This is a genomic window from Pedobacter sp. NEAU-ZC8 (assembly GCF_059278965.1).
In genome coordinates, this window is sequence record NZ_JCAJXC010000027.1 from 1 (window position 1) to 14,223 (window position 14,223).

10 protein-coding genes are annotated in these 14,223 nt (G+C 46.9%); 1 reads left to right on the plus strand and 9 read right to left on the minus strand.

The window, feature by feature from the left end; translation table 11 throughout:
- Window positions 1-337: 337 nt before the first annotated feature.
- The 5 genes from AC5WJX_RS17225 to hxlB all read right to left on the minus strand — a co-directional run bounded on the left by AC5WJX_RS17225 (window position 338) and on the right by hxlB (window position 4,470).
- The gene (locus AC5WJX_RS17225; RefSeq protein ID WP_494485510.1) at window positions 338-1,630 is read right to left on the minus strand and encodes a hypothetical protein; all 1,293 of its coding nucleotides are present in this window, start codon (window positions 1,628-1,630) and stop codon (window positions 338-340) included.
- Window positions 1,627-2,121: an RNA polymerase sigma factor gene (locus tag AC5WJX_RS17230; RefSeq protein ID WP_440427731.1), complete on the minus strand. Its 495-nt coding sequence runs from the start codon at window positions 2,119-2,121 to the stop codon at window positions 1,627-1,629. The genes AC5WJX_RS17225 and AC5WJX_RS17230 overlap by 4 nt, the downstream gene beginning before the upstream one ends.
- A gap of 164 nt (window positions 2,122-2,285) precedes the next feature.
- Window positions 2,286-2,990, minus strand: a complete 705-nt coding sequence (locus tag AC5WJX_RS17235) for a DUF4397 domain-containing protein (RefSeq protein ID WP_440427732.1) — start codon at window positions 2,988-2,990, stop codon at window positions 2,286-2,288.
- Between the two features lie 212 nt (window positions 2,991-3,202).
- Window positions 3,203-3,835: a 3-hexulose-6-phosphate synthase gene (gene hxlA, locus AC5WJX_RS17240; protein ID WP_494485511.1), complete on the minus strand. Its 633-nt coding sequence runs from the start codon at window positions 3,833-3,835 to the stop codon at window positions 3,203-3,205.
- A 47-nt stretch (window positions 3,836-3,882) separates the two neighbouring features.
- Entirely contained in the window at window positions 3,883-4,470 is a 588-nt protein-coding gene (gene hxlB / locus AC5WJX_RS17245; RefSeq protein WP_494485512.1) for a 6-phospho-3-hexuloisomerase, read from the minus strand.
- Between the two features lie 6 nt (window positions 4,471-4,476).
- On the opposite strand from hxlB, the gene AC5WJX_RS17250 reads away from it, so the two are divergent.
- Window positions 4,477-5,532 carry a helix-turn-helix domain-containing protein gene (locus AC5WJX_RS17250; RefSeq protein WP_494485513.1) on the plus strand — a complete coding sequence of 352 codons (1,056 nt, stop codon included), beginning with the start codon at window positions 4,477-4,479 and terminating at the stop codon, window positions 5,530-5,532.
- 57 nt (window positions 5,533-5,589) lie between these two features.
- Here the strand turns inward: AC5WJX_RS17250 and galB are convergent, their stop codons facing one another.
- The 4 genes from galB to AC5WJX_RS17270 are packed head-to-tail and all read right to left on the minus strand — an operon-like array spanning window position 5,590 to window position 14,206.
- Entirely contained in the window at window positions 5,590-8,013 is a 2,424-nt protein-coding gene (gene galB / locus AC5WJX_RS17255; protein WP_494485514.1) for a beta-galactosidase GalB, read from the minus strand.
- 33 nt (window positions 8,014-8,046) lie between these two features.
- Window positions 8,047-9,459 carry a hypothetical protein gene (locus AC5WJX_RS17260; protein ID WP_494485515.1) on the minus strand — a complete coding sequence of 471 codons (1,413 nt, stop codon included), beginning with the start codon at window positions 9,457-9,459 and terminating at the stop codon, window positions 8,047-8,049.
- A gap of 24 nt (window positions 9,460-9,483) precedes the next feature.
- The gene (locus tag AC5WJX_RS17265) at window positions 9,484-11,076 is read right to left on the minus strand and encodes a RagB/SusD family nutrient uptake outer membrane protein (RefSeq protein WP_494485516.1); all 1,593 of its coding nucleotides are present in this window, start codon (window positions 11,074-11,076) and stop codon (window positions 9,484-9,486) included.
- A 19-nt stretch (window positions 11,077-11,095) separates the two neighbouring features.
- On the minus strand, window positions 11,096-14,206 hold the full coding sequence (locus AC5WJX_RS17270; protein WP_494485517.1) for a SusC/RagA family TonB-linked outer membrane protein: 3,111 nt from the start codon (window positions 14,204-14,206) through the stop codon (window positions 11,096-11,098).
- Between the last annotated feature and the right edge of the window lie 17 nt (window positions 14,207-14,223).

Here is a 14,223-nt window from a genome sequence, read left to right on the forward strand (position 1 = left end):
GCAGCAGTTTATCAGATCTCCCCGGGTAAGAACGCAAACTTTCTCTCCATATACCTGTCGAATATACAGCGGGATGTTTCGGATAGTTTTGGGCTTTATTTTGTTGTGCAAACTCACCCACATCCAACTGCCTGATTCGCTTCCTGTTCGTCAGGCCAGAGATTTACCGCCGGCTTCCTTCAGATTCCTCCTCGCGAAGGACACCCTTGCCTTAGGTTAACGCTTCCCACTATCAAGGCGCGTTCGGGACTTTCACCCTATAGTTTGCGCCCGTGCCGGGCGCACACAAAAAAAATCCAGCCTTTTGGAGACTGGACTTTTAAATGGCTTGTATGCGCTAAAAATCGAATTTTACCCTGATTCCGGTGCCGATCAGCCTGAGGTTGTCGGCAGAGGTTTCCTTCATCGGCAGCTTTACAAATGGCTCTAGTGAAAGCGTGTTTTTCTTTGATAAGGGCTGTTTCACACCAAACGAAAGGTTGTAGAAACCTATATATTTATCGCCAAGGGATGCATCTGGTGCCGGTTCAGTCACCTTCTGGTTCATGACCACGATCCTTAATTCACCTGCCGTACCAGGGTCTGAGGAAACGGTCTGCATGGAACGTTCCTGAATATAGGTATTATTTTTACGCTCATTCAGTACCGCGAAAGCAGATACGCCAACATTGGCATAAATCTTCTTGCTGAGGTTGTACTTAATTCCAAGTGGAATATCAATACCGGAAACGCTAGCTTCTACAGATTGCAGATTCTTCGATTCCCCGGAAAAGAATGCGGCAGTATTTGCGGGTGCGGCGGGCACCTGGTTGGAAGCATTCATATCATTATAGGAGATCCCGGATACCAAAGAAACTTTTTTCGACAAGGCATAGCCCATGCTTACACCATAACCCAGGTTAAGTTTATTGTTGTTGGCAATTGAAGGGGCAACCATTACACCCAGCTCCCATTTATCTTGCTGTGCAGGGTTCTCCTTTGGGGCGACTTTAGTGCTTGCCAGAAGCTGCTCCCTTTCGAGGAATTTCTCAAAATTAGCGGAGCGCTCGGCTTGTTCCGGCATTGCGCTAATCGTAGGTACAGGGAGGGTGCTACGTAAGGACAGTCCTGCATTAAATTGCATTCTTCTTGCCCCGTTCAAATTCTGCAGCTGAATGTCTTGTTCAGGTGCCCTCAACATGGTCGTTTGTTCCAGGATTGCAGCGGAATCAACCGCACGGTAAGCATATTGTTGTACTATGCCTGCCTGCATTGCAGAATCCAGCAGCTCGTCGGTAGATTTTCGCTTTGCAGTGTAAATACTTCTGTCTATTTCCGGTAAGTCGGCGCCAGCCTCCAGATCTTCCGGTGTAACATCAGCTTTATTGTCTGATGTTTGTACTGGTGCAGCTTTCTTCTTTACCACATCCGTTTTAGGTTTTTCCACAACCTTATCAACATATAAAAATACAAAAGCGCATACCAGCAGCATGGCAGCAATGTTAAGGACCTGATAGAAACCAAAAAGGCGCTTCTTGTCTTTAGCAGTACTTTCATTAAATTTTTCCCATGCACCAGGCAGGTATGGCTCCTCATACGAGGCCATCGTCTTTTTGATGTGGGAAATCAACTCATCTTCTGAAGGTTTCATGCGCTTAATTGTATAGAATATAGTTCCCTAAGTTTATTTTTCGCTCTAGTGAGGTAAACCCTGCTGGAGCTTACCGGAATATCAAGCGTCTTTGCTATTTCATCGTGCGAATAGCCTTCAATTTCATACATATTAAAAATAATGCGGTGCGTGTCTGGCAAAGCATTTAGCAGTCTCATAATATCCTGAGCATTCAGTTGTGCAATTGCACTTTCAGGTGTTGCAGTGTGTTTATCTTCTGGAATGTCATCCACATTCAGGTACACCTTTTTGCTACGCAGGAAATCTATTGCCGTACGGGAGGCTACTCTGGACGACCAGGCTCGAAAAGCATTCTGCAATTGTGCAGGATCCTGCGGGTGACGGAAGGTGTGCAGGTTTTTGAAGATCTTAATGAAGCTATCGTTCACAAGCTCTTCAGCATCTGCGCGCTCTCCAACATAGCGTAAAATTACGGCAATCAGGTAGCCGTAAAATGACTTGTAGATCATTTCCTTACACTTATTGTCTTGCCTTAAACAACCTGCCAGAATTTCCTCAAAGGTGGACATACGTATTCTGGACAGCAGGGTATACGATCATATTGATGCGCAACAGATTAACAATGAATTTATTTAAACCGGCCCGGTATGCTGGACCGGTTTAAGGGTCAAACTTAGTGTGTAAAAATGGCAAGTCCAAGTTTTGTTGAATCGGTTGCGGCTTTTAATCCTTTTACCCAAATCGTATAGGTTGCACCTGATTTGATCTCAACATCTGCCAAGGTTGCTTCAACAGCACCTGTAGCTTTGTTTTTAGCAGTAAAAGTTACCTTAGGCGCAGCATCGATCGTCGTAAACTCAGAGTATTGTTTGTATGCTTTGTCGGTCACAAGGTCTGTTGCAGCAGTGCCTACCGCAAGGTTTAAAGCAGGGGCATCAGGGCTAACATTCACAAAGCGAACATTTGCTTTTCCGCTTGCTGGCATGGATACACTGTCTTTTACCATCAGGAATTTCAATGAATCCACTTTACCGATTACAAACAGGGAATAACCGCGCTCTGGGGCAAAGTTGAAGTTCTCACTTGCAAGGGTTGTCTGACTTCCCTTTTTAGTGATACTGATCTTGCTGGTTCCGGAATACAGATTGTAGTAACCTAGCTTTTTACCTAAACCGAAGTTCTCGTTGTTGCCACGTGTGTTGTTCACGTAGAAGTCTAACAACTCCGTTGTTGGCGAAGCATTAATCATGTTTAAACCTGAAACCGCTGGTGCAGGCGTATTATCAAAATCCTTTGAACAGGATGTTATTACCGCAGACAAAGTCAGCGCTGCAAACAGCATTTTAAAGGACGATTTAAGATTAGTTGAAATTTTCATAATTCGTGATTTTAATATTGATGATCGTTATTGGCCTTTAACATTTTAACCTCTAAACGGCTGCACCATACCAAACGCTACAAGCTTTGAAAAAATTTGCGCAACATGCCAGGGACATGGGTAGCCAGCCCTCCTGAACCAGGCTGGATAAAAAGAGACAAGGCTCCCCTGCTGATGCAGAAGAGCCTTGTATTTTAGATTGCTATTGTTGGTTATGCAAGACGAATCGCCTCTGCAAGTGCCTTTGCTGCTGCAGCAGGATCTTCCGCTGCATAGATTGCTGCACCTGCAACCGCTACCTGAGCGCCTGCTTTAATTACCGCGTCGATGTTGTTGATGTTTACACCTCCAGCGATGGAAACCGGTACACCTACCGCTGATGCTTCGTCGATAAGTACCTGAATAGAATAACCTTCAGCCCATTGCTCGTCTAAACCAGCATGTAGTTCTACGAAATCCACACCCAGTTCGGTCACTTCACGTGCACGTTTCACACGGTCAGGGTGACCAATGGTATCCACCACTACCCCTTTGCCATGTGCTTTAGCAGCCTTCACTGCACCAATAATGGTCGCATTGCCAGAAACACCCAATACGGTCACTAAATCTGCACCAGCTTTAAAAGCGATGTCCGCTTCCAGTTCCCCGGCATCTGCTGTTTTTAAATCTGCAAATACCAGTTTATCCGGATGTGCAGCTTTCATTGCGGTGATCACGGTCGAACCCATGTTTTTGATCAATGGGGTACCCAGTTCGATAATGTCTACATAAGGTGCAACTTTCGCCGCAAGTGCTAATGCTTCTTCTGTTGTTAATAAATCTATTGCTACTTGTAATCTTGCCATTTTATTGAAATTTTAAATTGATGATTGTATTTGTTGATCGCTAAGCCTTACTCCAGGTTCGCATGTCTTTTCCAGAGTTCTTCGGCAGGTATACCGGACGATTTCCAAAGCTGATGGAATATCGCGTCACTGAGCAGGAGTAGAAATTGCTCGAACAGTCCACCGGCATATTGTCTTGAGCGGTTGTTGTCGTGGTCCTGCTTATCTGCGGCAGGGATGTGCACGATCAGGTCTGCAAGTGCGGCGAGTGGTGATTTGCCTTGTGTCGTTAGCACCGCTACCGCCGCGCCGACTGAGCGTGCTTTGTCGGCCGCTTTAACGATGGTGCTGGTGGTGCCAGATCCAGAGGCCGCGATTAACAGGTCGCCCGACTGAATTGCAGGGGTCGTAGTATCCCCAACGAAATGGACCTTCAGTCCAAAGTGCATGAGCCGCATTGCCGCGGAGCGCATCGCAAATCCGGATCTGCCCGCCGCAATAATGAATATGTTTTCCGCACCCTGAATGTATTTCATCAGCGCTTCTACCTCGTTGAAGTCAATCTGATTCAAGAGCCAGCTGTTCTCCTCCAGAATCATGTTCAAATTTGCCTTGAGCTTCTTTGCAGTTTCTGTCTGGTTTTTTATGGTCTGCATACTTGTATGGTTTGTGCATCAAAAGTACCTGCCAGCCCGGCGGCCGTGATTACACGATATGCCCCAAAGGGTGTACAATTTGGAAATACAAGTAAGCTGAAAGTCATAAACAACAGCCTTAATCAGGCGATTTCCATATTGTGCACCATTATTGCCGGATCATCCAACAAGCCCTTTTCGCAGCCCTTACCTTTGTACACCATGAGCACCGCACAACATCCACCGCTACAGAAGTCTGTTATTTACATCAGAAACTTGGCAAATTGTCCACCCAGCTACCTGAATGATCCAAGCAGGAAAGATTTTTTCGAAATTGTATGGCTAAAGAATGAACTGCCTTTACACGCACTGAAGAACCCCGAACTGCAAGTTAAAGGCGACTGGATCTACCTGATCCCACCCTACCGGGTGCATCAGCTGAACAAGGCCGGAAAGAATGGCGTGCTGATCTCCTTCAAGCAGGAGATGCTGGAAGATGAAGACAAGGAGTTTTTGCTGGACCTGTTTAAGGTGTTTAACGTTCAGGGAGAATTTTCCTGTTTGCATTTGGCGGTAGCGGAAGCTGCAGCACTGGCAAGCGTTTATGAACTGCTGGAGCAGGAATATCAAACCGCTACGAATAGCTACCTTATTGTAAAAGCATTACTGAAGGTCTTTCTCTTAAAACTTATGCAGGTTAAAGAGCAGCAGTCTACCAGCCACGACATTAACCAAAAGCGGGTATATGCCTTTTTTATGTTGCTGGAAGATCATTACCAGGAGGTTAGAAATATAGAATTTTATGCCGAAAAGCTTGGCATCAGCGCGAAACGGCTTAATCAGATCCTAAAGGAGAACCTGGATAAAACTGGGATGCAACTCATCCATGACCGGGTGATTCTGGAAGCAAAGCGGAACATCATTCATAGTGAACGTACGATCAAGGAAATTGCCTACCATCTTAACTTTTCAGACCGTCCGTATTTCAGCAGGTTCTTCAAAAAGCAAACCGGACAAACACCGGAGGAATTCCAGAAAGAAGTGAAGAATCATATTGAATCAAAATTCAATACCCTGGTTTGAGTTTAAATCAGGGTATTGAAAGGGAATACTATGAGGCGCAGGCTCATTGCAGGAGCCTTAGTTAACTTCAATTTGTACCTGCGCAGCCTGCAGACCTTCGCTGCTCGCGCTTAAGGTTACCTTCGAAGCTTTACTTCTTGCTTTGATGATTGCAAGTGCCAGACCATTGAAGGCCTTCCGGTGATTGGCCTGAAAAGACTCGTGACTTATTGGACTGCCATTGTCAACAGCCCTGATTTCAGCATCACCTTCTATTTTGAAATTGATCAGGTTTGCCGCATCCGGAACCAGGTTACCATCTTTATCCAGCACGCGTACCGTTACAAAGGATAGATCTTTCCCGTCTGCATGGATCTTGCTTCGATCGGCGGTAAGTTCAAGCTTGGCCGCTGCACCCGCTGTACGGATCACCTTTTCCAGTACAGTCTTGCCGCTTTTCCGGGATACGGCTTTAAGTTCACCCGGCGCATATTTCAAGCGCCACATCACCTTCATGTCCTGACCTTGCTTAGACTTCTTACCCTGTGATATGCCATTCAGGTAAAGTTCAACCTCGTCGGCCTGACTATAATAGCTGATCACATCGATCTCTTGTCCATCTTTCCAGTTCCAATGCGGCATAATGTGTAATACCGGCTCATTGGTCCAGGCGCTTTTGTACAAGTGGTATACGTCCTTTGGAAATCCAGCGAGGTCCATAATGCCGAAGTAAGAACTTCTTGCAGGCCAGGTGTAGGGCGTTGGTTCGCCCAGGTAATCAAAGCCGGTCCATACGAACATGCCCGATACCACAGGATTGTTCTCAAATGCCTGCAGAGTTTGCTCATGTGAGGAGCCCCAGGGCGTATAGCAGTTATCATAAGCAGAACAGCTGAAATCGTCATTACCAGTAAGTAATGGTAGATCCCAGCGTACCGGCCAGATTCTCGCACTGTCAGATTTCATATCATAACTTCCACGCGTCTGCAAGGCCGAGGTGGTTTCCGAAGCAATCAGCTTCTGTCCAGGATAAGTTTTATGGAAATCCTTCCATTTGTCGTGGTTGTAATTGTAGCCGATCACATCCAATGCGCCGGATAAAACCAGGTTGTTATTGGCCTCTACATTATTATTTCCTGTAGTTATAGGGCGCGTTTTATCAAGGTTCCTCACAATTGCCGCGAGCTCACGGGTAATTACCCTGCCGCTGGTATCGGCACCTGTTCCACCTTGTTCCGGAATCTCGTTTCCTATGCTCCACATCATCACCGAAGGGTGGTTACGATCCCGCAGGATCTGGTCTTCAAGGTCTTTCTTGTGCCACTTATCCCAATCCAGGTGATAATCATAATCACTCTTCTTTTTAACCCACATATCGAAAGCTTCATCCATTACAATGAAGCCCATCTTATCGCAAAGCTCCAACAAGGCTTTCGCAGGAGGATTATGAGAAGTACGCAGGCCATTCACACCCATGGATTTAAGGATCTCCAATTGTCTTTCCGCCGCACGTACATTAAAAGCGGCGCCGAGTGCACCGAGATCATGATGCATACACACACCTCTGATCTTCATTTCTTTACCATTCAGACTGAAGCCCTTGTGCTGATCAAAGCTGAAGCTGCGGATGCCCAGTGGGGTATCATAGCGGTCAACTTCCTTACCATTTACAAGGACCTGAGATTGCACAGTGTACAGGTAGGGATGCTCGACGGACCAGCGATTAGGATTTTTCACTTCCAGGCTTGTTGTAAAAGGTGCTGTTCCGCCCAGCTGCACTTTCTGGGCTGTGCTGGCAACTACCTTTTTGCTTGCATCAAGGATCAGGGTTTTAATTTCCGTAGCCTGCTTTTTACCGGCCGCAGCAACGCTCAGTTCTACCTGCACCTTTGCCGACTGCTCCGTCACTTCGGGGGTGGTCACATAGCTGCCCCATTGTTCAACATGAACCGCATTGGTGGTCAGCAACTTTACGTCCCGGTAAATGCCGGACCCACTGTACCAGCGGCTATTTGGCTGTTTGGCATTATCAACCTTTACGGCGATGGTGTTCATGCCGCCATAACGCAAGTGCTTGGATAAGTCATAGCGAAAAGCGATATAGCCGTTCGGCCTTTTACCAAGGTAATGGCCATTGATCCAAACCTCAGCATTGCGGTACACCCCATCAAAATCAATGGCGATGTATTTGCCTTTGGCACTGGCCGGCACCTGGAATTGCTTCCGGTACCAGCCTGTTCCGCCGGGAAGTGCCCCACCACCAACAGTGGCCGGGTGATTCTTATCAAACTTACCTTCAATGCTCCAGTCATGGGGCAGATCCAGTGTTCTCCAGGTTTTATCGTTTAACTCCGCTGCGGACCAGCCGGCCTGATCGCCAAGCGTAAACTTCCAGCCTTTATTAAAATCCAGCTCCTGGCGTGGCTGCTGCTGTGCAAATGTTTTAGTTCCCCCGATGCATAACGCAAACAGGAGAACCAAATATGTTTTAGACTTCTTCAAATGTTGTTTCTTCTAGGTATTTTCAATTGTTTTTTAAAGTACATAGTGGAAGGCAAACCACTCATCCTTCTCCGCGTTGTAATCCGTTCCGAACCAGATACCATTGGTTTCAACCTTTCCTGGAAAAGCTTTTACCACTTTGAAGGTGTTTTTAGTTGGCGACATGAAGCTGCCCGGGTTTTGGATCAACAAGTTGCCATTTAAGGTCACCTCATTGGTTGCTTCATTAATCGTGAAGGTACCGGTGGTGACCACGCCGTTTTGATTGCGGGTATATTTCTGTCCGCCTACACGGTCAAACAGGATCCATGAATCCGCTGCTGCTGCATCCCAACTTGCATTCCATCCCCAGTCCCTGGAGTCGACATGCGATTTTGTCCAGCCTTTGCCTTTACCGATCCAGTCTACCGGATTACCTGTAGCATCCAGTTTCCACAACCTGCCGGATGTGGTACCCGTTAGCATGCTCAGCAGTTCACCTGCCTTAAATGTCGGATCGAAACCTTCATCTGGGCCAGTTACCGGTGGCACATAGCTGTCCTTAAACTCCTGGGTGATGAAGTTGTAAACCAACATCGCCGGTCCTTCTCCATCCACATCACGGTCTCTGATCACACCCAGCTGCATGCTGTTCTCATCTAATGAAAGTACTTTATAGTTGGTCCAGTTGCTCACGCCCGTAAGTCCATTTTTAGCAGGTTTGTAACCGCGCAAGATGGAGGCATTGTTAATGGTCAAGGTCTTTGCTGCCACATTCAGGTAGTAAGTGCCATTCTGGGTAGCATTGTTTTCCATGGGCTTTACCGCTTTGAAAGAAGCGGTGCCTTTTAAACCGAAGGTCATCATGCCATAATCGCCTGCAGCCATCATGTTCGGATAGATATCCCCTGTTCCCGGACCCCATGTCCAGCAATCGCCACCATAACATCCGGTCGCATTGGCGCCATCTGCCCATGCACCACCTTCTTTAAGCCAGCCATTGTTGACACCATAGAAGGATAATGGACCAGAAAAGAAGATACCATCAGTATCCAGGATCCAGTTTTTTTCATTGCCCACACCACCGGATAAAGCGGTCCATAGTGGATCGTTCACGTAGTTCAGGTTGTCTTGAGTAACCTTTACGACTACAGAATCCATCTTTACCACCAATCCACCGGTTACCGCGGAAAACTTAATCACATAATCCCCTGCAAAAGCAAACTTCACGGTGTCCGTTTTACGGGTAGAAGTTCCGGTTCCATAATCCCAGATGGATAAGGTGCCGGGGGTATTATTCTGCAGGATCACGGTATTACCCCCGGGGTCTGCTGCCATATCTTGCGTTACGCTAAAGTTAATGGCGGATTTATCGAGCACCGGCTCCAGCCTGTGTTCTTCTTTTTTACATGCAAGGAATGCCATAGAAAGCATAAACATTGCAAATATTCTAACATGTAATTTCATCGTCTTGTTGTTATATAATCAATGTTACCAACCTGGATTTTGCTTTAACGTACCATTCGCCAGGTTGATCTGGTTATATGGAATCTGTTGCAGACCCTGTGTTGCAATTACGTTTGCTGCCAGGATCGTCTTTTGGGTACTCACACCGCCATTGAGTACAGTTGTACTTTCTGCAATCTGCTGGGCTGCACGGTCCACACCCTGGCGTAGCAGGTCATAGTAGCGGATGCCTTCAAATGCAAACTCCAGTCTGCGCTCTTTCATAATGTTTTCCTGGTTTACAGGAAGCGGGCTGAAAGCATCTTTCAACGCACGTTGTCTAACCTGATCGAAATAGGTCTGCGCATTGGCACTACCCAGCTCCGCTGCCATCAGCAGCACATCGGCATACCGGATCGATACGTAATCCTGGAACTGCGCGATCTGGAAGTTCGGGTTACCATAACCCTCAGGCACTGGCTTTCCGTTCTCATCCACCATTGGGCTATACTTCTTGGTATAATATCCGGTGTATTCTCTTGCTTTACTTTGGTTGGTGAAGGGAAGTTTCTCATCTACAATGGAGATGATGGAAGCCGCTCTGCGGGTATCATTTGCAGCATAAGCATTCCATAGTTTCGGGTTCACGGTTTCAGCACCCCAGCCATTTCCGTAAGGGAAAATTGCCTGCTCACGGATACCGCCCATGATCATCCAGTGGTTACCATCGGTATTGCCGTTGTAATCACTGGTGTAGGTGTATTTAATTGCGAATACAGTTTCCTTGTTGTCCTCTTTGGCGTAATTCGCTAAAGAAGCTGCAGGCCAAAGACTTGCGAAATCTTCAACTAAACCATGACCGCTGTTGCTGATCACATCTTCCAGGTAGCTAAGCGCCTGGGCTTTGGTCACCACACCTACAAGGTCAGCTTTACCATAATATCCGGTATAGTACAGGTAAACCCTGCCTAATAGAGACTCTGCGGCGTATTTAGTGGCGCGTCCGCGTTGCGCTAGTGGTTGTGCAGCATATCCAACCGCTGGCATGTTTTCAGCAGCAAACTTCAGGTCTTCTGTAATTACTTTATACACCTCCTCCGGGCTAGCCTGAGGTACATTTTCTGCGGATGCTTCAGTTAGCAAAGGGATGTTACCCCAAAGGCGTACCATGTCAAACAGCAAGTATGCACGAAGGAATTTCGCTTCCGCCTCATAAGCCAATCTGCTTGTCGCATCATCTCCCCACTGGATCTGATCAATTTTGCTGATCAGCATATTACAGCGGTATAGTGCTTTGTAATACAGGATCCAGTTACGCTCATAAAGGTTCTGATCTGAAGGAGAACGGTTCCTGTCAAACTCGTCGATCATCTGGTAACCGAAACCATCAGAAGCACCGGTACCCCCGAAGGTATTGTCGGACATGACCTCTGCCGCTACCGGCAGGGCTACGCCCTCCGACCATACGATCTGTAATCCGTCATAACAGCCAACAAGGGCCGCATAAGCATCTTTTGGTGTTTTATAGAAGTTCTCATCCGTAACTGAGGTGATCGGTTCAGTATCCAGAAAACTTTTCTTGCATGCGCCTGCAGATAGTAATACCAGGGCAATTGCACATATTTTTATAGCTTTCATAATCGTAAAATCTGCTTGATTAAAATCTAAAATTAGCGCCGAACATAAAGGTTCTAGGTCTAGGGTAATAACCCACGTCTACACCTGAAGAAAAGCCTTCAGAGCCATATCCGATTTCCGGATCCATACCATCGTATTTCGTGAAGGTGTACAGGTTAAGTGCTGAAGCGTAAAGTCTCACTTGTTTTAGGTAGCTCTTTTTGAACACGCGTCCAAGATCATAGCCTAGCGTCACGTTGCTGATGCGCAGGTAATCGCCTGACTGGATGTAAAGGTCGGAGAAGTTGGTCCAGTTGCGGTTGTCTTCCGTCACCCTTGGCGTTGTATTCGAAGAACCTTCACCACGCCATCTGTCCAGTATTCTACTGGTGTAGTTGCCATAAGGATTTGCCTGATTCCGGTAAGACTGTACCAGATCATTCCCGGCAACACCTGAAGCAACTAAAGAGAAATCGAAGCCTTTATAGTCTGCCGAAAGCGTGATACCGAATGTATAATCCGGGTTCGGGTTACCGATCATGGTGCGGTCGGCGCCGTCAATTTTACCGTCGCCATTTAAGTCAACGTAACGTACATCACCCGGAGCTGCCGTAGGCTGGATCGGGGATCCGTTGGCCTGATAAGCTTGTACATCCGCTTCATTCTGGAAGATACCATTAGTCTTTAAGCCCCAGAAATAACCAATCGGGAAGCCGCTTTGTGCACGGTAAAATTCCTGTGCATTATCAAAAAGCTGGTTGGTTAAGCCGTGCACGATACCGTCTGCGGTAGGAATATTGCCTACGGTATTTTTGTTATAGGCACCGTTTACACCGATGCTGTAGTTAAATTCTCCAATTTTGTTTTTGAAGGTTAAGGCAAGCTCCACCCCAGAGTTCTTTACATTACCTCCGTTTATGAAAGGCGCATCCGCACCTGCTGTTGCAAGAATTGGTGCAGAGATCAACCAGTCTTTGGTGGTTTTCTGATACCAATCGAAATTAATGCTCAACATACCTTTGAGGATGTTCGCATCGAAACCGATATTGCTCTGCTCTGAAGTTTCCCACTTCAAACCTGGATTAGCAATACGGCTAGGGTAAGCGCCAGGTACCAATGTTCCTTCTTCAGGTCCGAAAATGTAGTTGGTATTGCTTAGGGTAATTGGTGCCAGGTATTGGAAAGCAGCAATGTTCTGATTTCCAACCTGCCCCCAGCTCGCACGAAGCTTGAAGAAATCAAGCCAGCTGCGCTGTCCTTCCATAAATTTCTCGTTGGTGGCAACCCATCCTGCAGAGATCGAAGGAAAATAACCCCAGCGATTTTGAGAAGAGAACCTTGACGAACCATCCGCACGGAAGGTTGCATTCAGGAGGTAAGTTTGTTTGTAGTTGTAGTTTAACCTACCGAAGTACGACATCCGGCGATCTTCATCGTAAGGCGCACCACCAAGTGAGATACCAGCGATGTTTTTACCGGTGGCATTACTCAACCAGGCATGATCAAGGTCTTCAAAGATCAAGTTGGTGTTGGTACCAAAAATATTCGATCCATCTGCCTGGTAAGCAGAGCTACCAGCCATGACTTCAAAGTCATGATCGTTATTAACATTGAACTTATAACTTGACAAGTTATCCCATATCAAGGACTTGCCCTTGTTCATCGACTGGCTTGCGCGTGTTGTCAGGTTATATGCGTAGATAGAAAGCTGATAGATTGGCACAAAAGAGCGACTCTCCGCAGCATTGTAGTCCATACCAAGGCTGGTGCGGAACTTCAGGTTTTTAATGGGCTCCACAGTCAGGTAAACATCACCCAGTAAACGCTGATTGTTTCTTCTGTTTTGATTACCATACACCATCTGTGCATAAGGGTTAGCCTCACCATTGTTCCAGCTGGAGCTGGAGTTGTCAAAGAAATTACCATTCTCATCATACATCTTTACAAAGGGGCTGGTATTAAATGCGCCACGCAGCGCATTGTTGTACTGGTTGCCTACGCCGATACCATTATTGTTGATGTCGGTATACGTTAAATGTTGACCGATCTTCAGGATGTCTTTATAGAAGTTATGCTCGGAGTTGATCCTGAAACTGTAACGTTCATAGTTACTGAGGTCTTTACCACCGACGATACCTTCCTGACTGGTGTAAGAGAAAGCTGTAGAGAACACAGAAACATCCGATGCGCCGGATGCACCAAGTGAATAGTTTTGTGTTAAAGCGTCTTTTACAAACATCTGATCCAACCAGTTGGTGCCTTCACCATATGCAAGGATCTGATCATTGGTAAAGATCGGCTGTTTGCCCCCATTAATGGCGGCTTCGTTCATGATGGAAGCAAACTCGCTTGCATTCAGCATGTCTGTCTTTTTAGCCACGTTCTGTATTCCAGCATAAGCATCGAAAGTGATGGCGGCCTGCTGACCGCGCTTACCGGTACGGGTAGTTACGAGTACAACACCATTTGCAGCCTGCGAACCATAGATCGCAGCAGAAGCCGCATCTTTTAATACGTCGATGGACTCGATGTCTGCAGCGTTCAGGTAGGTGATATCTCCGGTGAGCACCCCGTCAACCACATACAGTGGTCCGGAGTTACCGATGGTACCAAGACCACGGATGGTCACTTTCATGGCTTCACCGGGCTGACCTGATGTGGAAGCGATCTGTACACCTGGTGTCTGGCCCTGAAGTCCTTGCAGCGCATTGGTTGTACTCTGCCGCTGCAGCGTCTCCCCTTTTACCTGTACAGTAGCACCAGTAACGAGTTTCTTCTGCTGCACGCCATAACCAACAACGACAACTTCGTCAAGTTCCTGATTGTCTTCTGCAAGGCTCACATTGATGTTCCCTGATGCGGCCACGGTGGCTTCTTTGGTGGTAAAACCTATGGAGCTAAATTGTAAAACATCTCCTGTTTGTGCCGTGATGCTATAGGCGCCATTCTGGTCCGTAGCGGCACCGCCGGTTTTGCCTTTTACTTTGATCACCACACCGGGGATCGGCTGTCCGTCGCTGGTTCCGGTCACCCTTCCACTAACTTGCCTTTGCTGCGCAAATGAAGGATGATTCAGAACAAGTAACGAGAGCAAAAACAGCAGGTAGAAGCCTGCTTTTTTAATACTGGGTTTCGTTTTCATTCCGTTCATAACGATTGAGTAAATAA

What these genes read in the sequence shown, in the direction of transcription:
- hxlA (WP_494485511.1), bottom strand. Translation starts at nt 3,835, where the DNA reads ATGGCAAGATTACAAGTAGCAATAGATTTATTAACAACAGAAGAAGCA.
- AC5WJX_RS17250 (WP_494485513.1), top strand. Translation starts at nt 4,477, where the DNA reads ATGGTTTGTGCATCAAAAGTACCTGCCAGCCCGGCGGCCGTGATTACA.
- hxlB (WP_494485512.1), bottom strand. Translation starts at nt 4,470, where the DNA reads ATGCAGACCATAAAAAACCAGACAGAAACTGCAAAGAAGCTCAAGGCA.
- AC5WJX_RS17225 (WP_494485510.1), bottom strand. Translation starts at nt 1,630, where the DNA reads ATGAAACCTTCAGAAGATGAGTTGATTTCCCACATCAAAAAGACGATG.
- AC5WJX_RS17265 (WP_494485516.1), bottom strand. Translation starts at nt 11,076, where the DNA reads ATGAAAGCTATAAAAATATGTGCAATTGCCCTGGTATTACTATCTGCA.
- AC5WJX_RS17230 (WP_440427731.1), bottom strand. Translation starts at nt 2,121, where the DNA reads ATGATCTACAAGTCATTTTACGGCTACCTGATTGCCGTAATTTTACGC.
- AC5WJX_RS17235 (WP_440427732.1), bottom strand. Translation starts at nt 2,990, where the DNA reads ATGAAAATTTCAACTAATCTTAAATCGTCCTTTAAAATGCTGTTTGCA.
- AC5WJX_RS17270 (WP_494485517.1), bottom strand. Translation starts at nt 14,206, where the DNA reads ATGAACGGAATGAAAACGAAACCCAGTATTAAAAAAGCAGGCTTCTAC.
- AC5WJX_RS17260 (WP_494485515.1), bottom strand. Translation starts at nt 9,459, where the DNA reads ATGAAATTACATGTTAGAATATTTGCAATGTTTATGCTTTCTATGGCA.